General features: G+C 60.1%; 17 protein-coding genes. 4 read left to right on the top strand and 13 right to left on the bottom strand.

Features of this window, described 5'->3' with window-relative positions; genetic code table 11:
• Window positions 1–30 precede the first annotated feature (30 nt).
• The 3 genes from NMA52_RS00085 to NMA52_RS00075 all read right to left on the bottom strand — a co-directional run bounded on the left by NMA52_RS00085 (window position 31) and on the right by NMA52_RS00075 (window position 3,231).
• A complete protein-coding gene (locus tag NMA52_RS00085; protein ID WP_254825586.1) occupies window positions 31–1,497 on the bottom strand; it encodes a TolC family protein in 1,467 nt (488 codons plus the stop codon).
• The gene (locus NMA52_RS00080; RefSeq protein WP_254825585.1) at window positions 1,494–2,741 is read right to left on the bottom strand and encodes an efflux RND transporter periplasmic adaptor subunit; all 1,248 of its coding nucleotides are present in this window, start codon (window positions 2,739–2,741) and stop codon (window positions 1,494–1,496) included. The genes NMA52_RS00085 and NMA52_RS00080 overlap by 4 nt, the downstream gene beginning before the upstream one ends.
• Before the next feature lie 127 nt (window positions 2,742–2,868).
• Window positions 2,869–3,231 carry a DUF2237 family protein gene (locus tag NMA52_RS00075; RefSeq protein ID WP_254825584.1) on the bottom strand — a complete coding sequence of 121 codons (363 nt, stop codon included), beginning with the start codon at window positions 3,229–3,231 and terminating at the stop codon, window positions 2,869–2,871.
• A gap of 111 nt (window positions 3,232–3,342) precedes the next feature.
• On the opposite strand from NMA52_RS00075, the gene NMA52_RS00070 reads away from it, so the two are divergent.
• The 3 genes from NMA52_RS00070 (at window position 3,343) to NMA52_RS00060 (ending at window position 8,911) form a co-directional block, all read left to right on the top strand.
• Window positions 3,343–5,109 carry an ABC transporter ATP-binding protein gene (locus NMA52_RS00070; protein ID WP_254825583.1) on the top strand — a complete coding sequence of 589 codons (1,767 nt, stop codon included), beginning with the start codon at window positions 3,343–3,345 and terminating at the stop codon, window positions 5,107–5,109.
• A gap of 160 nt (window positions 5,110–5,269) precedes the next feature.
• On the top strand, window positions 5,270–6,856 hold the full coding sequence (locus tag NMA52_RS00065; RefSeq protein WP_371930936.1) for a SulP family inorganic anion transporter: 1,587 nt from the start codon (window positions 5,270–5,272) through the stop codon (window positions 6,854–6,856).
• Between the two features lie 105 nt (window positions 6,857–6,961).
• Window positions 6,962–8,911, top strand: a complete 1,950-nt coding sequence (locus NMA52_RS00060; RefSeq protein ID WP_254825581.1) for a SulP family inorganic anion transporter — start codon at window positions 6,962–6,964, stop codon at window positions 8,909–8,911.
• A 17-nt stretch (window positions 8,912–8,928) separates the two neighbouring features.
• On the opposite strand, the gene NMA52_RS00055 is transcribed toward NMA52_RS00060, so the two are convergent.
• Window positions 8,929–10,566, bottom strand: a complete 1,638-nt coding sequence (locus NMA52_RS00055) for a S41 family peptidase (protein ID WP_254825580.1) — start codon at window positions 10,564–10,566, stop codon at window positions 8,929–8,931.
• Between the two features lie 251 nt (window positions 10,567–10,817).
• Here NMA52_RS00055 and NMA52_RS00050 point away from each other — a divergent pair, with 251 nt between their 5' ends.
• The gene (locus tag NMA52_RS00050) at window positions 10,818–13,886 is read left to right on the top strand and encodes a T9SS type A sorting domain-containing protein (protein ID WP_254825579.1); all 3,069 of its coding nucleotides are present in this window, start codon (window positions 10,818–10,820) and stop codon (window positions 13,884–13,886) included.
• Between the two features lie 20 nt (window positions 13,887–13,906).
• Here NMA52_RS00050 and NMA52_RS00045 read toward each other — a convergent pair whose 3' ends face one another.
• The 9 genes from NMA52_RS00045 to NMA52_RS00005 form a co-directional block, all read right to left on the bottom strand.
• Complete coding sequence (locus NMA52_RS00045; RefSeq protein WP_254825578.1) at window positions 13,907–14,515, bottom strand: flavin reductase family protein; 609 nt, start codon at window positions 14,513–14,515, stop codon at window positions 13,907–13,909.
• 200 nt (window positions 14,516–14,715) lie between these two features.
• On the bottom strand, window positions 14,716–15,546 hold the full coding sequence (locus NMA52_RS00040) for an SDR family oxidoreductase (protein WP_254825577.1): 831 nt from the start codon (window positions 15,544–15,546) through the stop codon (window positions 14,716–14,718).
• Window positions 15,547–15,603: 57 nt separating this feature from the next.
• Complete coding sequence (locus NMA52_RS00035) at window positions 15,604–16,440, bottom strand: SDR family oxidoreductase (RefSeq protein ID WP_254825576.1); 837 nt, start codon at window positions 16,438–16,440, stop codon at window positions 15,604–15,606.
• A 72-nt stretch (window positions 16,441–16,512) separates the two neighbouring features.
• Window positions 16,513–17,898: a DUF819 domain-containing protein gene (locus tag NMA52_RS00030; RefSeq protein ID WP_254825575.1), complete on the bottom strand. Its 1,386-nt coding sequence runs from the start codon at window positions 17,896–17,898 to the stop codon at window positions 16,513–16,515.
• Window positions 17,899–17,924: 26 nt separating this feature from the next.
• Window positions 17,925–19,565: an NAD+ synthase gene (locus tag NMA52_RS00025; RefSeq protein ID WP_254825574.1), complete on the bottom strand. Its 1,641-nt coding sequence runs from the start codon at window positions 19,563–19,565 to the stop codon at window positions 17,925–17,927.
• Window positions 19,566–19,911: 346 nt separating this feature from the next.
• On the bottom strand, window positions 19,912–20,778 hold the full coding sequence (locus NMA52_RS00020) for a DUF58 domain-containing protein (RefSeq protein WP_254825573.1): 867 nt from the start codon (window positions 20,776–20,778) through the stop codon (window positions 19,912–19,914).
• A 117-nt stretch (window positions 20,779–20,895) separates the two neighbouring features.
• Complete coding sequence (locus NMA52_RS00015; RefSeq protein WP_254825572.1) at window positions 20,896–21,363, bottom strand: hypothetical protein; 468 nt, start codon at window positions 21,361–21,363, stop codon at window positions 20,896–20,898.
• Window positions 21,364–21,464: 101 nt separating this feature from the next.
• Window positions 21,465–22,199 (bottom strand): SDR family oxidoreductase, encoded by a 735-nt coding sequence (locus NMA52_RS00010; RefSeq protein WP_254825571.1) that lies wholly within the window; start codon window positions 22,197–22,199, stop codon window positions 21,465–21,467.
• 64 nt (window positions 22,200–22,263) lie between these two features.
• Complete coding sequence (locus NMA52_RS00005; RefSeq protein ID WP_254825570.1) at window positions 22,264–23,406, bottom strand: amidohydrolase; 1,143 nt, start codon at window positions 23,404–23,406, stop codon at window positions 22,264–22,266.
• Window positions 23,407–23,775: the final 369 nt, after the last annotated feature.

Raw genomic sequence — 23,775 nt, 5'->3', positions numbered from 1 at the left:
GGAGGAGTGGATGGGTGGAGGAATGGATATTTATCGGGTGTATAGGGGGCGGTCATGGATGAGATCCCAGAGGGTAAGGCGTTCGAGGCTGGCGTAGGTGAGCCAGTAGGCCCGCAGCGTTTCGGCGTACGCCCGGGTATTCTGGTCGCGGTTCTGCTGGGCGAAGGTGAGGTCGGTCAGGGGGATAGCGCCCAGGGTGTAGCTTTCCTGACTGATGCGGAAGCGTTCTTCCGCTAGGTCGCGGATGCGGGTGGCAAGCGTGAGTTCTTCGCGGACCGTGCGCCACTGGTCGAGGAGCTGGGTCAGTTGACTTTGCAGGTCCAGTTCGGTGCGGCGACCCAGCTGCTGTACCAGCGCGACCTCGGTGGCGGCTTGCTTATTCAGGGCGCGGCGCTCTCCCCAGTCGACGAGGGGTACGGCGAAGGTCAGGCTGACGATGCGCTCGCTCTGGGGGTCGGTATAGATGGGGTCGAGCTCGTCGGCGTTGCGGATGAGACCGATGCTGGCGTCCAGGTCCAGGCGGGGGCCGTAGTTGCGCCTTACGCGGTCGGCCTCCCGCCGGGCGGTCAGGGTACGTTCGCTCACTTCGAGCAGTTCCGGACGGCTGGCCAGTAGGGTGGTAGCCCGGGCGGCCGCGATTTCCAGGCCGACCAGTTCGTCGCTGATTTCCGGGGGGGCGGGCTCGAGGAGCTGACCGGTGTAGCTTTCTCCGAGTAGCTGCAGGACGGCGGCGGAAGCGGCTCCCACCAGGCGTTCGGCGCGGAGCAGATTCTGGGCAGCACTGGTTTGTTCCAGTTCCAGTTGGACCAGGTCGCCCCGGTTGATCTTTCCCAGCCGGTAGCGTTCCTCAGCAATCGCGAAGAGGGCCTGGTTCGCCTCCCGGTTGGTTTCGGCGATACGGCGTTCCTGGTCGGCGGTCACGAGATCGAAGAAGCGGGCGGTGGCTGCGAGGGCGGCGTCGGCCCGGGCGGCCTGCAGGCTACGTTCGGCGACGGTTACCCGCAGCGGGAGCAATTCGCGGTCCCACTTCCAGGAGTTGAAGGCCAGAATGGGTTGCCGGAGGGTGAGGCGCACGGGGGAGCCATTGTAGCGTTTGGCGTCGAGGGCGAAATTATCGGTACGTTGCAGGCGGGTTTCGAGGCCGATCAGTCCGCCAGTGGCGCCAATGCGCTGGTTGGCCAGGAGGGAGACGGAGGAGTTGTTCAGCTCGATTTCGCGGAAGGCGATGGTGCCGTCGTCCTGGGTTACTTCGGTAGAGGTGCGGAAGTAGTTCGGGAGATTGGCGGCCAGGTCGAGGCGTGGTTTGAGGCCGGCTTCGTAGGCCCGCAGATCCAGGAGGGCGGCTTCGGCCCGCTGGGCGGCAATGAGTACATTTTCGGCGCGTTCGGCGGCTTCCCGTTGGAGTTCGCCCAGCGTGATCGTTTGGGCGGGGACGCGGGAGCTGAGCAAACCCAGGAGGAGCAGGGCCGGGAGTATTCGGGTGAGGCGGAGCATCATTCTTCCAGTTTAAAGGAGGTGACCCGCTCCAGTTCTTCGGTCGCGGAAATAATGATGCGTTCCCCGGGGCGGAGGCCGTCGGTGATCTCCACGAAGTCGCCGTTACGCATTCCGGTACCGACTTCCCGGCGGACGGCCTCCCGTCCTTCGACTACGAATACCGACTGCTGGCGGCCACCGCGGAAGGCGGGGCCATTCTTCACCCGGACGACGTCGTCGACGCGGTTGGTGATCACGTAGAGTTCCGCGCGGAGATTCGGACGCAGGTCGGCGTGGCTGGGGTCGTCCAGCTCGACGCGGAAGCGAACGAGATTGTCGTTTACTTCGGGCAGGATGGCGGTAATCTTTCCCGCCAGTCGGCTGGTGGAGGTCCGCAGCTCTACGGGTAGGCCTACGGCTAGTTGATCGGCATAGCGGTCGGAGGCGCTGCCTTCTACTTTATACCGTCCGAGATTGGCGATCCGGGCCAGGGGAGTGCCTTCCGTGACCTGCTGACCGATGTTTTCGTTTACCCAGGTCACTACCCCGTCACGGGGGGCCCGCACTTCCGTCTCACGCAGGCGGCGGCTGAGCTGGCTCACCTCCTTTTCTTCCATACCGACTTCGAGTTGCAACTGGCGTTTGCGGCCGGCGAGACTGTTGCGACTGTACGCCAACTGGTTGTCCAGCTTCTTCGACGCCAGTTCGCTGATTCGGACCGCCAGCTCCGCGGCCTCTACTTCTTCTTCGGTGGCACCTCCGATCTCAAGAAGCCGGCGGGCATCGGCCAGCCGGGCGCGGGCGGCGGAAAGTTCGAGCTTTTTGATCTCGGCATCGTAGGTGAGTTCCCGTAAGTCCCGTTCGTACTCGAGACCGAGCAGTTCGATGCTGTTCTCCCGTACGGCGAGCTGATCGCGGCGGCCATCGAGTTGCAATTGTACGTAGTCCCGGTCGAGTCGCATCAGGAGATCGCCGGCACTCACCTGCGTGCCGGCCGTCAGAAGCACCCGGTCGATGGTCGTGGCTACCGGAGCATTGAGTTGTTCCTCAAAGGCGGGGAGGACCAGGGCCGTGGCATTGACGGTATTGATCACCTCCCCCCGTTCGACGGTGGCAAAGCGCAGGGTATCCTCATTTGCCGAGGGGCGCAGGGTACGTAGCCCGAACCAACCGAGGGCGGCAATCAGGCCGACGCCCGCTATCCAAATTAGGACTCTTCTACGGCGCCTCCGGCCAATTTCCTTCTTGTCAATGGTACGATCCATGACCTGGGAAGTGCAGGAAGCGTGCCACAAAAACTACACCTTGTTAGTGAGTCACTTATGCGTATAAATTAAAATCATGTGTTCGATTCCGGACACTCCCCGTACGAAAGCGAACACGAGTGGACGGCTATTCGCTCACCAGTTTGTGTTCCAGTAGCGCTTCGAAGGACACGTAATCGAGGGCGGCCTGGTGGGTGGACTCCAGTTTCACCGGCGGGGCGACGCCGGCCTCGTAGGCTTCCTTCCAGCGCAGGGCGCAGAGACACCACCCGTCGCCCGGCTTCAGTCCGGGAAAATCGTAGGCCGGAAGCGGCGTACTCAGGTCGTTGCCCCGCCACTTGGTGAAGGTGAGGAACTCCGCAGTCATCACGGCACAGACGACGTGGCGACCGGAGTCGGTCGGGCCCGTAGCGCAGGTACCGTCGCGGTAGTATCCCGTCATGGGATCCGTACAGCAGGGTTGCAGGGGAGTGCCGAGTACATTTTTCATACCGGTGTAACCGCACATGGCTTTCCTGGTTGCGTGGCTCCCGCGGCCCCGCCCGCAAAAACTTTGGCGCGGAGTGCGACCCAAAAAGCCGGCCGCGTGTTACACCACTTCATGGCCACCAAAGAAGAGAAGCAAAAATTCGACCTCTACCTCCTCTGGCGGGTACTGGCGCTGGCCAAACCCTACAAGAAGGTAGCCATTCTGGCCATCACGCTGGCTATTTTGCTGGCTCCGCTGTCGATCGCCCGGCCCCGCCTGATCCAGAAGATGGTCGACGACTACGTTTTCGTCGGCGACACCAGCGGGCTCACGTTCTGGGCACTCGTCATTGCCGGGCTCCTGGTTCTGGAAGCGCTCTGCCGCTACGCCTTCGTGTACAGCTCCAACTGGCTGGGGCAGTCCGTCATCCGGGATCTCCGCGTGCGGGTGTTCAGCCACATCAACAGTCTGCGCCTGAGCTACTTCGACAAAACGCCCATCGGCACGTCGACCACGCGTACCATCAACGACATCCAGTCGATCAACAGCATCTTCGCCGAGGGCGTAATCACCATTCTGGCCGACCTGATGTCCATTTTCGCCGTGCTGGCCATCATGCTCACCACAAGCTGGCGGCTTACGCTGATCTGCCTCACCACCATGCCCTTCCTCATGCTGGCGAGCTACATTTTCAAGGAGGCGGTGAAGCGCAGCTACCAGCAAGTCCGCACGCAGATTCAGAAGATGAACGCCTTCCTGCAGGAGCGCATTACGGGCATGCGGATCGTGCAGATCTTCAACGCCGAGCAGGCCGAGGCCCGCAAATTCGCCGACATCAACAAGGATTACCGCAAGGCCAACATCGACGCCATCCTCTACTACGCCATTTTCTTTCCGACGGTGGATATCATCGCCGCGGCCAGTCTGGCCCTGATGGTCTGGTGGGGCGCGCAGGACGTGGCACGGGCGGGCGGCGTGACGCTAGGGGCCCTGGTGGCCTTCCCCATCTACATCAACATGCTCTTCCGCCCGATCCGGGTGCTCGCCGATAAATTCAATACCCTGCAGATGGGCCTGGTCGCCTCCGAGCGGGTCTTTAAGGTGATCGACCGGGACGATCAGATCGAAAATACCGGTACGCTGCGCCCGGATAGTTTACGGGGAGACGTGGAGTTCAAGAACGTCTGGTTTGCCTACACGGGCATTGACTGGATCCTGAAGGACCTGAGCTTCAAACTCAACAGCGGGGAAACGCTCGCTATTGTAGGCAGTACCGGTTCGGGTAAGACGACCATCACCAACGTGATCAACCGCTTCTACGAATACCAGAAGGGGGAGATATGCATCGACGGTCACGACCTGCGCGAGTACGAGCTCACGGCACTGCGTAGCCGGATGGCCATGGTCCTGCAGGATGTATTCCTCTTCACCGGTACGGTATTCGAGAACATCACCCTCCGCGACCCCGAGATCAGCCGGGAGCGGGTGATCGAGGCCGCCAAGCTCATCGGGGCCCACGAATTTATCGAACGGCTGCCCGGCAGCTACGACTACGACGTCATGGAGCGCGGCGCGACCCTCAGCATGGGGCAGCGACAGTTGATCTCCTTCGTGCGGGCCCTGGTCTTCGATCCGGACATCCTGATCCTCGACGAGGCCACCAGCAGCGTGGACCCCGAAACCGAGGGCGTCATCCAGCACGCCATCGAAAAGTTGATCGATCGTCGGACAAGCATCGTCATCGCTCACCGCCTGAGCACTATCCGTAACGCGGACAATATTATGGTGCTGGAGAAAGGGGAAATCAGGGAGCTTGGACCCCACGACCAGTTGCTGCAGAACGAAAACGGCCGCTACCGGGAACTGTACGAGATGCAGTTCATGGAAGCTGCGGAATAGGCTGTAATTTGCGTAGGAGCACGGCGCTCGGCGCACCAACGACAAGGAAATTCGACCCGCTTGTAAACTAAGTGATCATTAAATCGTATGCATTGCTTTACTTTTAAGCGGCTGTTTAAACCTTCATATGGACAATTCTTCTACTCCTAGTCGTCTTGGTTTGTTTGACAATTTAAAGGGCGACATTCCGGCCAGTGTGGTCGTCTTTTTCGTCGCCATTCCCCTCTGTCTGGGTATTGCCCTGGCCAGTGGCGCACCCCTGTTTTCGGGCCTGATCGCGGGTATCGTCGGCGGTATCGTCGTTGGTGCGGTAAGTGGTTCACAGGTAGGGGTGAGCGGTCCGGCGGCCGGCCTGACGGCCATCGTGCTGGGGGCCATTACCGAACTCGGTAGTTGGGAACTTTTCCTCGCCGCCGTCGTGCTCGGCGGTGTCATTCAGGTGGTGTTCGGCATTCTCCAGGCCGGCGTCATTGGTTATTTCTTTCCCTCCGCGGTCATCCGCGGGATGTTGACGGGCATCGGGCTCATCATCATCCTTAAGCAAATCCCCCACTTTTTCGGTTACGACGCGGATCCGGAGGGTGATGATGCCTTCCTGCAGGCCGATGGTGAGAATACCTTTTCGGAGCTGTTCAATATGTTCAACTACACGGATGACGGGGCCACCATTATCGCCTTCATTGCTCTGGGCATCCTGATCCTGTGGGAGGCGGTGCTCGTCAAGAGAAGCAAGATCTTCAACATCATTCCCGGACCACTGGTCGCCGTAGCGGTAGGTATCATCTGGGAAATATCCATGGGTGGAGGCGATCTCGGTATTTCGGATGAGCACCTGGTGAGCGTACCGGTACCCGACAGTTTCGACTCCTTTATCGGCCAGTTCAGCTTCCCCGACTTCAGCGCGATCACGCAACTGAACGTCTGGATAATTGGCTTCACCATTGCGCTCGTGGCCAGTTTGGAAACCCTGCTCTGCGTGGAAGCTACCGATAAGCTGGACCCACGGCGACGCGTCACCCCCACCAACCGCGAATTGCTGGCCCAGGGAACGGGTAACATCATTTCCGGCCTGATTGGCGGGCTTCCCGTCACCCAGGTTATCGTCCGCAGTTCGGCCAATATTCAATCCGGCGGGCGGACGAAACTATCGGCTATTCTACACGGCTGTCTGTTGCTGGTATCGGTCATTTTCGTCCCGAATATTCTGAACCTGATTCCGCTTTCGGTACTGGCGGCTATTCTTCTACTGGTGGGTTACAAGCTGGCCAAACCTTCCACTTTCCTATCGATTTACCGGGCCGGGTGGCGACAGTTCATTCCTTACATCGTCACCGTGGTAGCCATCATTTTCACCGATCTGCTCATTGGAATCAGTCTGGGGCTCATCGTGGGGATTATCGTAATCCTCTACACCAGCTACCAGAACTCTCACTTCCTGCACATGTCCAACGCAAACGGTCAGCGCGCCGTAGTGAATATGGTGCTGGCCGAGGAGGTCACCTTCTTCAACAAAGGGGCTATCCGTAAGCAGTTCGATGCCATTCCGGAGGGTGCCCTGCTGCACCTCGACGTACGGAAGACCCAGTTTCTGGACTACGACGTCGTCGAGATCATGAATGACTTCGTGACTACCTTCCGGAATCGCAATATTGAAGTGGAGTTGGTCAAGGAGAGTGGCACCGTACGCAATCCCGAAGACTACTTTGAGGTGCTCGGTATGCGATCGGGTGCCGTGACGGCCCACTAGCGGCATTCTTGGGTAAGGGGTTTGATGGTGGTGTTCGCGAACTGTATAGGCAGTTGCGGGTATCTACATCGGGTGAGATTCACTCGTACTTTCCAAGAACACACCATGACCAACCCCTTTACCTTTGATTTTTCCAATCTCCGCGGCGACTTTTTCGGCGGCCTCACGGCCGGGATTGTAGCTCTCCCCCTGGCCCTGGCTTTCGGTGCGCAGACGGCACTCGGGCCGATGGCGGGTCTTTACGGCGCCATTGCCATCGCCATCATCGCCGCGCTCTTCGGAGGTACTAATACTCAGGTAAGCGGTCCTACCGCCCCGATGACGGTAGTGTCCTCGGCCATCATTGCGAATGCTTTGGTGGAATCAGGCGCCGACACCGTACAGGAGGCCCTGCCCATCATTCTGGCCACCTTCTTCCTGGCAGGCCTGATCGAAATGCTCTTCGGGGTGATCAAACTCGGCAGGTACATAAAATACATCCCCTACCCGGTAGTCTCCGGCTTCATGAGTGGGATCGGGGTGATCATCATCATTACCCAGCTCTTTCCGGCCCTGGGGTACAGCGTCGCGAACGACGAGGCCCTCGTCGCCAGCAAAATGCCCCACGCCGAGGAGGTTATTCTGGAGGAGATCATCCGTGAAGAGGAGGCCGACGGTGCCCTGAAGGGCATCATGAACGCTGCCGTGATCGAGGAAACCGGCCGGCGTTTCGCCGAAGTCAGTCAGGAAGACATCCGTGCCCGCGCCGTACGCCTCGCCGGTCGCAGCGTCGGGGGCACGGTGGGCACGCTCTCCAGTATCGACCGGCCCTTCTCCGTCCCGGGGGGAGTCAACTGGCTGAACGTAATTCTGGCACTCTCGACGATCGCCATCATTTACGGCTTCAAAAGGATCACCAGTATCGTTCCCTCGAGTCTCGTGGCCCTGATCGTCATGACGCTCGTGGCCTACTTCTTCATGCCCGGGAAAGTGCCGATCATCGGTGAGGTACAGGAAGGGCTTCCGCCTTTCTATTTCGACTTTTTTGGCGAATATTTCGGTTCGGGTATGCTGTTTCGGATCCTGGAATTCGCCTTTACCCTGGCGGCACTAGGGGCCATCGACTCCCTGCTCACCTCCGTGGTCGCCGACAACATCACCAAGACCAAGCACGATCCTGATCAGGAGCTGATCGGACAGGGCCTGGGTAACATGGCCGCCGCCTTCATCGGGGGTCTTCCCGGGGCCGGTGCCACCATGCGTACCGTGATCAACGTGAAGTCCGGCGGTAAGACTAAGATCTCCGGCATGATCGCCGGTTTCTTCCTTCTCCTGGTGCTGCTGGGCCTGAGCGGGATCGTTAGCTACATCCCCAACGGAGTACTGGCCGGCATCCTCATTACGGTCGGTATCGGCATCATCGACTACAAAGGCTTCCGCCACCTGCGCAGCGTACCCAAGGGGGACGCCGTGGTCATGATCCTGGTACTGCTGCTGACGGTCTTCGTCGGTCTGCTCGAAGCCGTGGCCATCGGTATGGTGCTGGCCGCCGTACTCTTCATGAAGAAGACCGCCGATACGGTGGAAGAAGGAGCCTCCTCCACGTCGTTTTCCGACTTCAGTCGCGAAAAGCCCTGGGCCGACGAAGGCGACCTCATCGAAAGGGTCGGCGACCGGGTATTCATTAAGCGCCTCGAAGGACCACTGTTCTTTGGCTTTGTCTCCGGTTTCCAGGCCATGATGCAAAAACTGCCCACGGTAGAGGTGGTCATCATCCGTATGGGCCGCGTACCCTACATCGACCAATCCGGGCTCTACGCTATGGAGGACGCGATTATGGAGATGCACAGCCGCGGCATTGCCGTCGTCTTCACCGGGATGAATGAGCAGGTAAGCGATATGATGAAACGGATCAACCTGATCCCGGGGCTCGTCCCCATCGAGCACACCTTCGCCTCCTTCGCCAAGGCTCGCCGTTGGCTCGGGGAACGCCTGGAGGAGGGCAATCTGGCTACCGTTTCCGACGACCAACGCAACCAAACCCCGGCCATTGGCAAGGATATCGACGAGATGTAGTCGGGGGGACTACGGGCTTACTTACTCAGCAGGTCATCGTACCGCGCCCGGTCGTTCAGTACCGCGATGGCTTCCCGTACTTCCTTGTCGTTGCGCAGGCCCATCTGTACCTGTCCGCGCTGGTAGTAGTAGCGACCGGCGATCTCTTTTTCGATAATGCCGACGATCTCGGATTTGAGGCTGGCGATGGCGGTCGCCTGCTCACGGTCCACCTTCGCCTGGATGTCGGCCAGTTCGGCGGAAATGTCGTAGCCCTCCTCCCGGGCGCGTTCGGCGGCGTTCTCCAGAAATTCCTCGGCCTTGGAGGTGAAGTTGAAGTCGGCGCGGTTGAGGAAGGCTTCGAATTTATCCCAGTCCGTGAAGCGGAAGTCGGCCACCGAGTCGATGGTGGGACGGTCGCGTACCCACTCGTTGACGAAGTCGAAGATGATGTAGTCTTCCAGCAAGCCCTGGGCGACATTGTTCTTACCGAGCACGTCTACCTTGATGTCGGGAGCTACGCCTCCGCTGCCCAGGACCGGACGGCCGGCCCGGGTACGGAACTCGGCCCGCTGATCGTCGGGGATGTCGAAGGGCTTCCCGTCGCGGTACTCGATGGCCTGGATGCAGCGCTGGGAGGGGATGTAATACTTCGCCGTCGTGATCTTCACCCGGCTGCCGTAGCCCGTCTCCATAATGTTCTGCACGAGTCCCTTACCGTAGCTGCGCTGCCCGATGAGCACGCCGCGGTCGAGGTCCTGCAGGGCGCCGGATACGATCTCCGAGGCGGAGGCTGAGCGCCCGTTGATCAGTACCGCTACCGGAAGCTCGGTATCGAGGGGGTTGCCCTTAGTTTCGTAGCTGCGGTCCCAGTCGCGCACCTTACCCCGGGTGGTCACGATGGTCTCCCCCTTCGGCACGAAGATGTTGACGATGTCGACGGCCTCGTTGAGCAGTCCGCCGCCGTTGTCGCGCAGGTCGAGGACAACGCCGGTCATACCGGGGTTCGCCGCCCGCAGTTCGCTCACGGCATCCCGCACGTTCTTAGCGGCTTGTTGGGTGAAGGTGGTGAGGGCGACGTAGCCGACGTTGCCGTCCAGCATCCCGAAGTAGGGTACGTTAGGAATGTCTACATCGCCACGGACCAGTTCGAGCTCCTGACGGCCGCTGCCGGGGCGATCCACGGTCAGTTTCATCACGGTTCCGGGGAAACCGCGCATGATTTCCTCCAGTTGCTCCCGGTTGTAATTAACGGTTTCGCGTCCGTCGACGGTGAGGATGCGGTCGCCCGTTTTGAGTCCGGCGGCGTCGGCCGGCTGGTCGCGGTAGAGGGTCAGGATGGTGGGGAACCCTTCGATATATTCGATCTCGGCGCCGATGCCCTGGTACTGTCCGCTCTGCCGCAGGCGGGCGGTTTCCACGTCGGTTTCACTGATGTAGTTGGTGTACGGGTCGAGCGAGCCCACCATGGCCTCGATGCCGGTGCGCATGAGTTTATTGGGCTCAATCTCGTCGACGTAGTAGGTATTTACCTCCTTGTACACGTTAGTGTACACTTCGATGGCCTTCATGATCTCGAAGAACTTATCGTTGACCGGGTTGACCGTTGCGGCCGTCAGGCCTACTAAAATCACGGCTCCCGCGGCCCCGCCCATTACTGTTTTACGTAGCGACATCTGCTCATTTTTTACTTACCGTAAGTTAACGCTAAGCGAGCAAACAAGATTACGCCGGGCGGCGGCGCGCGGGAGCCGACCATACACCAACGAGCGGACCCGGCCGGACCCGAAATGAAGCAGCGGGAAAAATTCTTTAGCGCGGTATACTACGTTATTTCCCGCGCGTGTTGAATAGGTCTTTCGGTTGGAACGGCGGGCTACGGTATTGCCCCACTGCTTCCCCCCTCTCATGAATACGCCTTAACTCCATGAAGCTGTTGTACGCTCTGGCCTTTTTGGCCTTAAGCTTTCCCGTGCTCGCCCAGACCGGCCCTGCGGGGGTTGGGACTACCGACGGTACCGGCACCCTCAACCTCTGGCTCGATGCCGGCAAGGTAACGGCCACCAACGGTGCAACCGTCACTTCCTGGACCGACGGATCGGGTAAGGGCAATGACTTCACCGCCGGTACCGGAGCCGTCTACTATAGCAGTCGGGTGAATGGGAAGCCGGCCTTCAACTTTAACGGGACCTCCCACTACTTTCAGCGGGTCTACGATGCCGACCTCAACCCTACCAGCTACACGATCTTCACGGCGTCCAAGGTTTCGACCTCGAGTATTTTTAAATCGTTGATCACCAGTCGTAGCAACACGGGGTCCGGCATCCGCGGGTACATGCTCTACGCCCGGCCTTCCAGCGCCAACGACAACTGGACCTTCTGGACCGGAGACAATACGGCGACCTATCGCGAGCTGGATCTGGCCACCAATACCGTGGATGCCTGGGCCGGACAGACCATGCGCCACCAGAGCGGTACCGACGGTAAGCAACTCCGGGTAAGCCGGCAAGTCACCGTGAAGTCAACCGCTTCCGTAGCCGCCAACCTGACCCGACCGACCAGGATCGGAGCGGGAACCACGGAATCCTCGACCGCGGAGTATCACTTCAAGGGGGATATCGCCGAGGTGATCATTTTCGGCACCTACGTAAACGAAACGCAGCGAATACTGGTCAAAAATTACCTATCCGCGAAGTACGGCTATACGACCTCGTCCGATAACGTATACCTCCAGGACGATGTCGCCAATGGCAACTTTGATACCGACGTGGCGGGCATCGGTCGCATCAGCTCGTCCGATCTACACACCGATTCCCGCGGCAGCGGTATTGTACGCATCAACAATCCACAGGATCTGGGCAACTCCGAGTTCCTGCTCTGGGGGCACGACAATGCTACCAAGGGGGCCACCCAGACCACGGACCTTCCTGCCGGCGTGGACCATCGGTTCGTCCGCATCTGGCGAGTAAGCGAGCGCAACGCCACCGGGAGTAGCGCGGTGGACATGGGAGCGGTGGACCTCAGCGTGGACCTTACCGGACTAAGTGGTTACTCCGGCGGCCAGGTCCGCCTACTCGTCGATACGGACAACGACGGATCGTTCGCCGACGAGACCCCGATCTCCGGGGCGAGCGATGAGGGCTCCAACGTTTATAAGTTCGCCGGGGTAACCGCCCTCGCGGATGCCCGGCGTTTCACCTTTGCCACCAGTAACTCGGAAGCCCCGCAGGGCCCGGGCGGCGTAGGCCTGGTCAATACCACCTCTACCCTTCACCTCTGGCTGGACGCCGGTGCGCTCGGTGATGCCAATAATGCCACGGTGACTAACTGGTCGGATCGTTCGGGAAAGGGGAAAAACTTCACCGGCGGTGCCGGCGCCACGATGAAACACGCCGCGGTGAACGGCAGATCCGCGCTTAGCTTCGACGGGAGCAGTCAGTACTTCGAAAAAGCCTTCGATGCGGACCTGAATACCTCCGCCTTTACCTGTTTTTCCGCGAGCAAGGTCAATTCCTCCGGGCTGTACAAGACAATTATCTCCAGCCGCGACGGGACCGGCACCCCCACCCTGGGGTATATGCTGTATGCCGCTCCGACCTCAAACATCTGGACCTTCTGGACTGGGCAGCCGGCGGGCGGTTGGGCAAAGTTGGATGCCGGTTCCACGGCGGGAGCCTGGGGCGGACAGGTCATGACCCACAGCAGCGGTACGAATGGTAAGATCTTCAGGATAAATACGACCGGAGCATCCTCCCTCACGCAAACCGCAGAAATGCCGGTGAATACGATCAATAACACCCGGGTCGGTGCCGGATTCAACGAGGGGGCCGCCCAGTATTTCTTTACCGGAGACATTGGCGAGGTGATCTACTTCGGAGAAGCGCTGGCCAGTAGCAAGCGCATTCTGGTGGCCAACTTCCTCGCCGCCAAGTACGGGTATGCTCTATCGGCAAACGACGTCTACCGCCAGGACGACGCGGCCAACGGTAACTACGACTACGACGTGGCCGGTATCGGTCGCATCGGCTCGACCGATCTCCACAACGATGCCCAGGGCACCGGTATGGTCCGCATGCGTAATCCGCAGGGATTGGGGGATGGTGAATTCCTCACCTGGGGCCACGACAACGGCGCGGCTACCTTCACCAATGAGGCCGACGCCCCCGCCGGCACATCCGCCCGTTTCCCCCGGGTCTGGCGGGTCAGTGAATTGAACAGCTCCGGAACGACCGCGGTAGATGTAGGGGCGGTGGACGTGCGCTGGGACCTGTCCGAACTAGGCAGCCTGACCGCCTCCGATCTGAGCCTGCTCGTCGATACCGATGGCGACGGTGCCTTCAGTGACGAGACTCCCATCACCGGCGCCACCGATCTGGGCGACGGGGTATATCAATTCTCGGCCGTCTCCGCCCTTCAGAATGGTCGTCGATTTACGCTGGCCAGTGCTACCGCCAGTGCCGCCATGCCGGTCGACCTACTGTATTTTCACGCGGAGGCAACCACCGAGCGAACCGTTCACCTGAACTGGGAAACGGCCTCGGAGTCGCACAATGACTTTTTTACCCTGGAAAAATCCGCCGACGGTAAGGTATGGTCGGCCTTCCACCTCATCCACGGCTCGAGTAATTCCGCGGGCCGTCTCACCTACGAAGCGCTGGATGCGCAGCCCAACCCGCAGACCACTTACTACCGACTGAAACAAACGGACATTGACGGTGCGTTCACCTATTCTCCGGTCCGTCAGGTGAGCCTTTCCGCAACTTCCGCTCCAATCCGGCTGTACCCCAACCCCGCCGGGGAGACGGTCACTTTAGAAGGCGAAGCGGAAAGCTTGGCGGACCTACGCGTCTGGAGTGTCCACGGTCAGGACGTAACCCGTAGAATCCGGATCGATGGGGAGGGAACTGCGCGCCGCACACTCAACCTCAGCGGTCTTCCGGCGGGTGGCTATGTCGTACGGACGGCAACCGCCAACTTAATATTCTACCGGCAGTAACTTTTCACACCCGTACCGGCTCAGGGCCGGGCGTAGGGCAGGCGGTCCACGGCTGATGAGCGGAAGTAGGTATCCAGTCCGGTTACCGTAAGGGATTGCAAAGTTTCGTGGTTTACGTGCCCGCTGTCTTCCACCGCCTCATCCGGTACGAACACCTCCCGGACCCGCCCTACGATGAAGAGCGTGTCGTTGGCGGCGATGTGGTGTTCCTCCTCGAATGTCAGGCCGATGCGGACCGGGCTTTCCTTCACGTAGGGTGCCGGACAGTTTTCGCTGTACAGGGGCGTCAGGCCGGTGGCGGCAAACTCAGATTCTCCGAGGGGGTAGTTAGCACTCGTCTGGTGGGCGGCCCGCAGAAAGTCGGGGTGCAGGGTATTCAGCGTAAACCACCCCCGGGCCTTCAGGTGGTGGTAGGTGTGGCGGGGTACCGTCAGCGGCCGTAGGTGAAAACCGAGCAGAGCCGGGCTCGCCCCCAGGTGAACGACCGAGCTGAATACGCCCAGATTTTCGGTGCCGCGGTGGCCCTTCGTCCCAATCAAGTGTACGCCACGCGGGCCGGGCAGGGTATTGTAAAAGTTGCGGCGGAAGTTGCGGTCGCGGGAGGAGAGGGATTCGGGTGTTAGCTGCATAGTACGATGCTGCCTCCGGCAGCGATGTTGGATGCAGCCTAAGACTGCGACGTAAAATGCTGCCTCAGGCAGCGGAAGCACGAAGCAGCCTCCGGCTGCGCTTAGATTCGGTGATATAAGCGTAGAGGAGGTTATTTGGTTTGCGTCCCGATAGTTATCGGGAGAGTCCGCATTGTGCTTCCGCGGCCGGAGGCCGCATCCTACCGGACACGCTTGGTAAAGAAGCGATCCTGTACCCGCTTCGGCGCGTGACGGATCAGCTTGGCCAGCCACCGCTTTTTCATGATCAGCACGTGGGCGCGGGGGACTTTGTCAGTAAGTGCCGCATGGATGGCGTCGGCTACGAGCTGGGGTTCGACGCCACCCCGCTCGGCTGCCTGGGTGTACGGGGCCAGTTGGGGGATCAGGTAGCTGTACCGGTTGTCCTCGAAACCGGAAGTTTGTGCCCGTCCCTTGGCCCAAATCGGGGTTTTAGTGGGCCCGGGGGCTACACTTACTACGTCGATGCCGAAGGGCATGAGTTCGCGGCGTAATCCGTCGGTGAGTGCCTCTACGGCAAACTTGGAACTGGAGTAAAAGGCCATGAAGGGGGACGTCAGATAGCCGCTTACGCTGCTGACGTTGACGATGCGCGGCCGAAAACCGGCCTCCCGGGAGGCATGGAGGAGGGGTAAGCTCTCCTGACAGACGGAGATCAAACCGAAGACATTCACGTCGAACTGGCGGCGGTACTCCGCTTCGTCGGTTGTTTCGATGGGGCCGGGAACCGCTACGCCCGCGTTATTGACTACTCCGACAAGGTGGTGTCGGCCTTCGGCCGCTATCCGCTGAATACCGGCACGAATGGCTTCGCGGTCGCGTACGTCAAAGTGGAGTTCGGTGAACCGGGGGTGACGGGCCAGATCGTCGTCCTCACCTAATGGTGACCTGACGCTGCCGTAAACCCGGAAGCCGCGCCGCAGGAGATCCCGGGCGGTGACGAGGCCGATGCCGGTGGAAACGCCGGTGACAAGAATGCTTTTGTGGTGCATAGGGAGGGTCGCGGTCGGAGACTGCATTTTACTATCGCAGCCCAGGGCCGCATTGTGCTAGTAGCGGCGGTTCTGGTCCAGTCGCTTGGCGAAGACTTTATCCTGGACACGCTTGGGGGCCAGGGCGAGGGCTTTGGCCATCCAGCTTTTCTTCATGACCAGCACGTCGGGGCGGGGATTTTCGTCGGTCAGGGCCCGGTAGACGGCCTCGGCGACAACCTCCGGTTCGATGCCTGCCGCTTCGGCGGCCTCGGTGTAGGGACCGAGTTTCTCGAGCATCGCGCCGTAACGGCTATTCCGGAAGGCTTCCGTTTGCTCCCGCCCCTTGGACCAGATGGGCGTCTTGACCGGTCCGGGGGCTACGCTGATCACGTCGATGCCGAAGGTCATGAGTTCGCGGCGCAGTCCGTCGGTGAGGGCTTCGACCGCAAATTTAGAGGCGGAGTAGAGGGTGGTGAAGGGCGAGGTCAGGTAACCGCTCACGCTGCTGATGTTGACGATCCGTGGTCGGAAGCCGGTCTCCCTGGCTTCGTGAAGCAGCGGCAGCGTTTCCTGGGTGACGGCGATCAGTCCGAATACGTTGACCTCGAACTGCCGGTGGTACTCCGCTTCACTAATGGTCTCTACGGGACCGGAGATCGCTACTCCGGCATTATTTACCACGCCCACCAGTCGGTTACCGTCGGTGCGGATTTGCTCCACGCCCCTGCGTATAGCCTCCCGATCGGTGACGTCGAAGTGCACTACCGAGAACCTTTGCTCTTTCGTCAGTTCTTCCGGACCCGCGCCCCGCCGCACGCTGCCGTACACGTGGAACCCGCGGTCGAGGAGATGGGCGGCCGTGGTAAGGCCGATGCCGGAGGATACGCCGGTGACGAGGATTGCGTCGTGCATACTAGTGTGTTTTGGGGGGGAAGGTAGGGGTAAAGGGGGGGACCGTCCGACGGCTATAGCCGTCGGACGGTGTCAGGTGACCGCGAGCTCCATCAAATAGCTGCACAGCAACGCTCCGTAGGTGCCCAGGGCGTAGCCGATCACGGCCATGATCGCCCCCACCGGTGCCAGTACGGGGTTAAAGGCGCTGGCCACCACCGGCGCGCTGGCCGCCCCCCCGACATTGGCCTGACTTCCCACCGCCACAAAGAAGAAGGGGGCCTTGATGAGGTAGGCGGTGATAAGTAGTACCGTGATGTGAACCAGCATCCAGATCAGTCCGATGGCAAAGAGCCCCAAATTGTCGAGGACGTCGCCAATATTCATCTGCATTCCGATGGTAGCGACGAGGATGTAAATGAAGATGCCGCCCCACTTGCTGGCCCCCACGCCCTCCAACCGCCGGGCCCGGGTGAAGCTCAGCAGGAATCCGATGGTGGTCGCCAGTACAACCATCCAGAAGAAGCCGCTAGTCAACGTGTTCAGCCGGAGGGCCTCCAGAGCCTCCTCGAAGCGGGCGAAAAAGGGCGCGATCAGGTCGGCGCCCAGGTGGGCCAGGGCCACGCCGCCGAAGGCCACGCCGAGCAGCTGGTACAGATCGATGCTGGTCGGGATGCGCCGCACCTGCGCCGCGTAGTCTTCCATCTTGCGCACGAGCTGGTCGATAGCCGAGGAATCCGCCCCGGTAGCCCGATCGATGCGGGCGGCGCGACCGGCCCCGAAGAGCAGGAACGCCAGCCAGATATTGGCGACCAGCACGTCCACCACGATCATCTGCCCGAAAATGCCCGGCGGCACTTCGTTGATGATTTGCATAGCCGCCTGATTCGCTCCGCCGCCGATCCAGGAGCCGGCAATGGTGCTCAGTCCCCGCCAGAGCAGATCGGGGTCGATGTCGATCAGCCCCGGAAACAGATAAGTGACGATGAGCAGGGCGATCGGCCCGCCCAGTACGATGCCGAAGGTGGCGGCCAGGAACATGACGATGGCCCGGTAACCCAGGTTGATGATGCCGGGAATATCGATATTGAGGCAGAGCAGGATGAGACTGGCCGGAAGCAGGTAGCGACTAGCCATGAAGTACAGCTGACTGTGCCCGGTAAATTCACTGAATGCTGCGGGGTCCAGTCCCTGCGCCTCGATGTAGCGGTTGATCTCCCCAAAGGAGAGTCCCTCCGGCAGCGTCACGCCCCGCTCCGCCAACGCATCGATCAGTCCGTATTCGTACCAGTCGTAGGCGATGATTCCCAGGGGCCAGTGGAGCAGGGCCGGGAGGAAGTAGCAGAGTAAGAGGGCCGGCACGTAGGTGTAGAACGTCTTCCAGAAGGGTCGCTCGCTGTTGGCCGTCGTGAAGACCAGAGCCAGAATAACCAGCAGGAGACCGAAAACTACCGCGTCGTTGGTGATGAGGGGCTGCAAGGGTTGGGTTTAGAGATTAGGGGAGGTCAGCTCAGGTACTTGGCTACGATCGGGAAGCGCCGACCCATACCGAAGGCTTTTTTGCTGACCCGCAGTACGGGCGCGGTCTGGTGGCGCTTGAACTCGTTGATGTTGACCAGCCGGAGTGCCTTCTGAACCAGGAGGGGATCGGCGCCGGCTTCGATGATGTCCTGAGGACTCTGGTGCAGCTCGATGTACTGGTAGAGGACGGCGTCGAGCTCTTCGTAAGGAGGGAGGCTGTCGCTGTCGAGCTGATCGGGACGAAGTTCGGCACTAGGGGGCTTCGTGATGATGTTGTCGGGGATGACCTCGCCGTCCTTATTGATGAAGCGGGCCAGTTCGAAACATTCGGTCTTATATACGTCGCCGATCACGCTGAGGCCGCCGGCCATATCGCCGTACAGGGTACCGTAGCCCACCGCCATTTCGCTCTTGTTGCTGGTGTTCAGGAGGATGTTGCCGAACTTGTTGCTGAAGGCCATCAGGATCATGCCGCGAATCCGGGCCTGTAGGTTTTCTTCGGCCAGTCCTTCCTTATACCCGAAGAAGTGGGGCCGCAGGAGGTCGATGTAGCTGTGGTAGACGCTTTCGATGGGGACGATGTCGTACTGGCAACCCAGGTTCTGGGCCAGTTGGCGGGCGTCGTTTACGCTGTGGTCGCTACTGTGCTGACTGGGCATGAGCACGCAGCGTACGTTCTCCGGTCCGAGGGCCCGGGAGGCAAGCACCGCGACGAGAGCCGAGTCGATGCCGCCGCTCAGTCCGAGGATGGCGCGCCGGAAACCCAGTTTGGTGAAGTACTGGCGAATGCCCATTACCAGCGCGTCGTGAATGAGGGTCATCTTGTCCCGCTCGCGCTCGCCGGTCATTTCGTCGCCGTCCTTTACCTCCTCGGTGTTGTACACCCGCAGGCACTCTTCGAAGTAGGGCATCTCGTCGACCACCTCCCCCCGTTGGTTGATGACCAGGGAGCCGCCGTCGAAGAGGACTTCGGTCTGCGCGCCTACGTGGTTGACGTAGTACATCGGCAGGTTATAGAGGTCGACGTTGGCCTGCAGTACCATGACCCGTTCGGCGGCGTGGTCGAAGGAGAAGGGGGAGGCCGAGATATTGATGATGAAGTCGGGCGTGTGCTCCATCAGCAGATCCATGGGGTTGATCTTATAGAGTGGATTTTCGTTGCCGACGTTCCAGCTGTCCTCACAGACAATCATGGCGATGGTCTTATCCTGGTAGCGCACGACGTTCCACTCCGCGGCGGGCTCGAAGTAGCGGTACTCGTCGAAGATGTCGTAGGTGGGCAGGAGGGTCTTGTGCTGTACCTGCTGGATGCGTCCGTTGGCCAGAAAGTAGGCGCTGTTATACAGATCCTTGCCCTCCACGACGGGATTCTTGGTCGGTGACCCCACCACGATGGCGATGCCGTCGGCGGCCTTAGCGAGTTCCTGGACGACCACGTTGGCCTTGTCGATGAAGTCATCGAACTCAAGAAAGTCGCGGGGGGGATAGCCGACGGTGGCCAATTCGGGAAACACCACGATATCCGCTCCCTGCCGTTTCGCGCGCTCGGTATAGTCGAGCATCTTTTTCAGGTTAGCGTCGAAATTGCCGACGTGGACGTTGATCTGGGCGAGGGCTATATTCATGGCGGGAAGGTAAGGAAGGTGGCAGGAACGGTGGGGGGTGGCCGCTGCTCAGGTGGTTTTTTTCAACGCAAATTTCGGCGGATTTTTATTTTGGTAGATGACCGCTGCGCGGGTGGTTTTTCAGCGCTGATTTAGGCAGATTGTCTTCGCGGATTAACGCAGATTAATGTTGTGGGGAGGCCGCTGCGCGGCAGTTTTTTCATCACGGATTTGAACGGATTAGGACACGGATTTCCACGGATTTAATACGGGCGTAGGGAGCAAATCCGCGTAAATCTGCGACCTGAATCCGCCAACATCTGCGTTTAACCCCACGAGCGAAGCGAGCATAGCTGCAATACCCCCCTTACCCCCTCCGCCGGAAAAATCTCAGCAGTTCCTTCACGTAGTCCTCCGTGGTTTCCACGCTGAGGGTATCGGCCCCACTCTGACGAAAGGAGTCGTTGAAGTAGCCCATGTTCTCGCTGTACCAGTCGGCGTAGCGGGTGCGTACATGCTTACTGTCCGTATCGATCCACTGGGTTTTGCCGGATTCGGCGTCGACGGTACGCAACAACCCGATGGGCGGCAGTTCCCGTTCGCGGGGATCGTAGAGGTGTAGTCCGACGAGATCGTGGCGGCGGGCGGCCAGCCGCAGGGGACGTTCGTAGCCGGTAGCCAGGTAATCGGAGACCAGAAAACAGATGCTCCGCTTCTTGACCATGTTGGTGAAGTAGGTCAGCGCCATGCCGATGTCGGTACCGCTGCCCTGCGGACGGGTATCCAGCAACTCCCGGATGATGCGCAGCACGTGCCCCCTACCCTTTTTCGGCGGCAGGAATTTCTCCACCCGGTCACTGAACAGCAGTAGTCCCACCTTGTCGTTATTCTGGGCGGCCGAAAAGGCTAGTACCGCGCAGATCTCGGTGATCAATTCATTTTTGGGCTGCCTCACCGTACCGAAGAAGCTGGACTTTGAGATGTCCACCAGCAGCATCACGGTCAGCTCCCGTTCCTCCTCGAAGACCTTTACGTATGGCTCTCCCGAACGGGCGGTTACGTTCCAGTCGATGTTGCGCACGTCGTCACCGTACTGGTAGTTGCGAACTTCACTGAACGACATTCCGCGCCCCTTGAAGGCCGAGTGGTACTCTCCCGAAAAGATCTGCCGGCTCAGCCCCTTCGTCTTGATCTCGATCCGGCGGACGCGCTTTAGGAGTTCGGTGGTTTCCATGGGGGTAGGAGTGGTTGGGAGGATGAGTGGATGCAAGGTACGATCCAGCGGCAAGGCGGGCGGCGGCGCGCGGGAGCAAGGCAAAAAAGCTAAAGCAAACCTGATTCCACCGCTCCGTTACTTTCCACTGAGCTTATCCCTTACCCATTCCGGTACCTCGCCATCCGGACACAGAGTCAGATGCATCGTCTCGCCCGCCTCCGTCAGGACGAACGAGCCCGGCTCGAGTACCTCGACCGAAAATTCGGTGGTGCCCGAGTTGTCGCACGACTGCCGACCGTGGTACACCATACCCTCATGGGACGTGACCTCGAACGTACAATTCGTTGTCGAAGACGCTTCCAGTCCGCGACCGGTCCAGACCCGGGAGCCGGTAGCGACCGGATCATCACATTCCGAACCGTCGATTACGTAGAGGCCGGGCTCCAGGGCCAGTGTATTTTCTACCTCCTTAGCCTCGTTGGGTTGGTCGATGGTTACGGTCCTGGCACCGGAAGACTCCGCTTCGCTGCCCTCACCGGAGGAAGAGCAGGCAAGCAGGCAGCAGAGGGCCAGGACGGAAACGGAGCGTAGTAGGTGCAGCATTAGTGTACGGTATAGGGGTTATAGAACCCGGAACGGCGGGCGGTGTTTGCGCGCCCGAGAGTGCACCTAACTGGTTTACGGCCGGTAGATAGTTGGCGGCACTACACCATCGCGCCGTTTGCGAGGATTACCTGGCCGGATATCCATTTAGAATCATCACTGGCTAAGAACAATACGACTTTGGCAATATCGGAGGGTTCCGCCAGACGATTGAAGGCATTCATCCCTCTGAGTTTTTCGATGAATTCGTCCGATTTACCCTCCAGGAAGAGGTCGGTTTTGGTGGGTCCGGGTGCCACGGCATTGACGGAAATGCCCCTGCCGATCTCCCGGGAAAACACCCGTGTCATTTGTTCTACCGCTGCCTTCGTAGCGGAGTACAGTCCGTACTTCGGCAACATCAGTTTGACGGTACTAGAAGAAAAGTTGATGATGTTTCCGTGGTCAGCGAGTTTGGTGTACGCTTCCTGTAAGCCATGGAAAACACCCCTGACGTTTACATCGAACTGGCGGGTAAAATCTTCCTGGGAGTTGTCCTTTATCTCCTTTGAGACCATGATCCCGGCGTTATTCACGAGCACGTCCACTTTCCCGTACCGTTTGATGGTCTCGTCGAATAAGTGGGCAACCTCTTCCCGCTTGCTGACATCGGCCCGTACGGCAGTGGCGGTGCCCCCCTGATCCGTAATGTATTTCACCACGCCATCCGCCGCCGTCGCATCGGCGTGAAAGTTCACCACTACGCTCGCCCCCTGAGCGGCCAGCAGGATCGCGATCTCTTTTCCGATCCCTTTGGAGGAGCCCGTGATGATGATAGACTTGTCCTTTAGGTTCATTTGGGATAGATGTAGGGTTGAGAAAGCCCGTTTCCGGGAGCGGGTCAGAGTGGATTACTTAGGGCTATTGTTCAACCCCGGGTAACAGCTGACCGATGATCGTCGAAAATACGGAGACCCCGGTAGCGATCAGGTCGTCCGGAAAGTCGTAGTCCGGGTGGTGCAGCGCCGGCATCTCCTCCCCCGCCCCGAGACCGAACATGGCAACTTTTGCGTGCCCGGAGAACCAACCGAAGTCCTCGCCGAAAGCAAACGGATGTGGCCGTTCGTTCAGGGTAAGCCCCCGCCTTTGCGTCGCGTTACGAATGAGGGTGTTAGCTTCAGCATTGTTCCGGGTAGCCGGAAAGTGCTCGAACCAGTCCAGTCGGCACGTAAGTCCGTGCGCGGCGGCGGTGCGTCCGATGAGGTCCGTGACGGCGGTCACAAGCGCCTGCATCTTTTGGCCCGTCCGTGCGCGGACCGTATAGTGGAGTTCCCCGGAACCGGGGGAGATGCCGTAGGATTTTTGTCCTACGCTCACGTGTACCGGGGTCAGCAGGGCGTAGTTCGGATCGTAAGGCTCAGCGAGCTGCAGCTCCGCCAGCGCCCCGATCAGCACGCCGACGGCAGCGGTGGGGTTGATCCCGTTCTCCGGCTCGGCGGCGTGACACTCCACCCCGGTCAGGACAACGGCGAAGCTGCGTACCTCCGACGAAAAGGTCCCTTCCACGGTGATGATTTCGTGCAGGGGTTCCCCGGGGATGTTGTGGAGGGCGAATACGTAATCGGGGGCGATACTCCGGAAGGCTTCGCTGCCCACGACCTGCCGCGCGCCCCGGCCCGTCTCTTCGGCGGATTGAAACAACACGGCCACCCTGCCTCCCGCGAAAGACCGCTCCGTAAGCCACTGCAGTACGCCACAGGCGATGGCCATATGCCCGTCGTGTCCGCACTTGTGCGATACCCCCGCAACCGTTGATCGGTGCGCAAGCTCTCCGGTTTCCGTGATGGGCAGCGCATCCAGTTCGCAGCGGATCATCACCGTGGGGCCGGGCCCGGGAAATGCGTAAACGGCGGCGAAGCTCTGGTCTCCCATATCCCCGATGATCTCCGCCGCGGCGTGTTCCCGGATGAAGTGACGGATACGTTCCGCGGTGCCGCCCTCCGCCCCGGAGAGGTCGGGGAAGCGATGAAGTGTTTTCCGTAACCTTTCTAGTCGGTCGATCATCGGTCCAATGATACGGATCAGCCGGCCGTGATGGCTCGCTTTTCTCAAGGATTATAGCTCCCGCGCGCCGCCGCCCGGATGGATACAGATGCGTCTCGGACCGGAGGCCGCTCTAAATCCGTGAGCCATCCGTGGCCATCCGTGGTGAAACGTCTCGGACTAGAGGCAATTCGACCTCTTGCTCTGCTCGGCGTGCAACGCCTCGACCTGAAACATCTCGGACCGGAGGCCGCTCGACCTGAGAAGATCCGTGTTTTCTATGATGCTTGCAAGTTTGGTTGATAATTTTTTTGATATGTAGTGCCCCGCCGCACGACGGCGAAGACGCGCTCGATGATTTTGTTCTTCACCGCGTTGGCCACCACCCGG

It is taken from the genome of Lewinella sp. JB7 (genome assembly GCF_024297185.1).
GTDB lineage: Bacteria > Bacteroidota > Bacteroidia > Chitinophagales > Saprospiraceae > Neolewinella.
The sequence above is the reverse complement of the archived record's forward strand: the minus strand, read 5'-3'. Positions and strand labels throughout refer to the sequence as shown.

Bases quoted from the DNA above. Each gene is read 5' to 3' on its own strand.
- NMA52_RS00085 (WP_254825586.1), bottom strand. From the start codon at position 1,497: ATGATGCTCCGCCTCACCCGAATACTCCCGGCCCTGCTCCTCCTGGGT.
- NMA52_RS00080 (WP_254825585.1), bottom strand. From the start codon at position 2,741: ATGGATCGTACCATTGACAAGAAGGAAATTGGCCGGAGGCGCCGTAGA.
- NMA52_RS00075 (WP_254825584.1), bottom strand. From the start codon at position 3,231: ATGAAAAATGTACTCGGCACTCCCCTGCAACCCTGCTGTACGGATCCC.
- NMA52_RS00070 (WP_254825583.1), top strand. From the start codon at position 3,343: ATGGCCACCAAAGAAGAGAAGCAAAAATTCGACCTCTACCTCCTCTGG.
- NMA52_RS00060 (WP_254825581.1), top strand. From the start codon at position 6,962: ATGACCAACCCCTTTACCTTTGATTTTTCCAATCTCCGCGGCGACTTT.
- NMA52_RS00055 (WP_254825580.1), bottom strand. From the start codon at position 10,566: ATGTCGCTACGTAAAACAGTAATGGGCGGGGCCGCGGGAGCCGTGATT.
- NMA52_RS00050 (WP_254825579.1), top strand. From the start codon at position 10,818: ATGAAGCTGTTGTACGCTCTGGCCTTTTTGGCCTTAAGCTTTCCCGTG.
- NMA52_RS00045 (WP_254825578.1), bottom strand. From the start codon at position 14,515: ATGCAGCTAACACCCGAATCCCTCTCCTCCCGCGACCGCAACTTCCGC.
- NMA52_RS00040 (WP_254825577.1), bottom strand. From the start codon at position 15,546: ATGCACCACAAAAGCATTCTTGTCACCGGCGTTTCCACCGGCATCGGC.
- NMA52_RS00035 (WP_254825576.1), bottom strand. From the start codon at position 16,440: ATGCACGACGCAATCCTCGTCACCGGCGTATCCTCCGGCATCGGCCTT.
- NMA52_RS00025 (WP_254825574.1), bottom strand. From the start codon at position 19,565: ATGAATATAGCCCTCGCCCAGATCAACGTCCACGTCGGCAATTTCGAC.
- NMA52_RS00020 (WP_254825573.1), bottom strand. From the start codon at position 20,778: ATGGAAACCACCGAACTCCTAAAGCGCGTCCGCCGGATCGAGATCAAG.
- NMA52_RS00015 (WP_254825572.1), bottom strand. From the start codon at position 21,363: ATGCTGCACCTACTACGCTCCGTTTCCGTCCTGGCCCTCTGCTGCCTG.
- NMA52_RS00010 (WP_254825571.1), bottom strand. From the start codon at position 22,199: ATGAACCTAAAGGACAAGTCTATCATCATCACGGGCTCCTCCAAAGGG.
- NMA52_RS00005 (WP_254825570.1), bottom strand. From the start codon at position 23,406: ATGATCGACCGACTAGAAAGGTTACGGAAAACACTTCATCGCTTCCCC.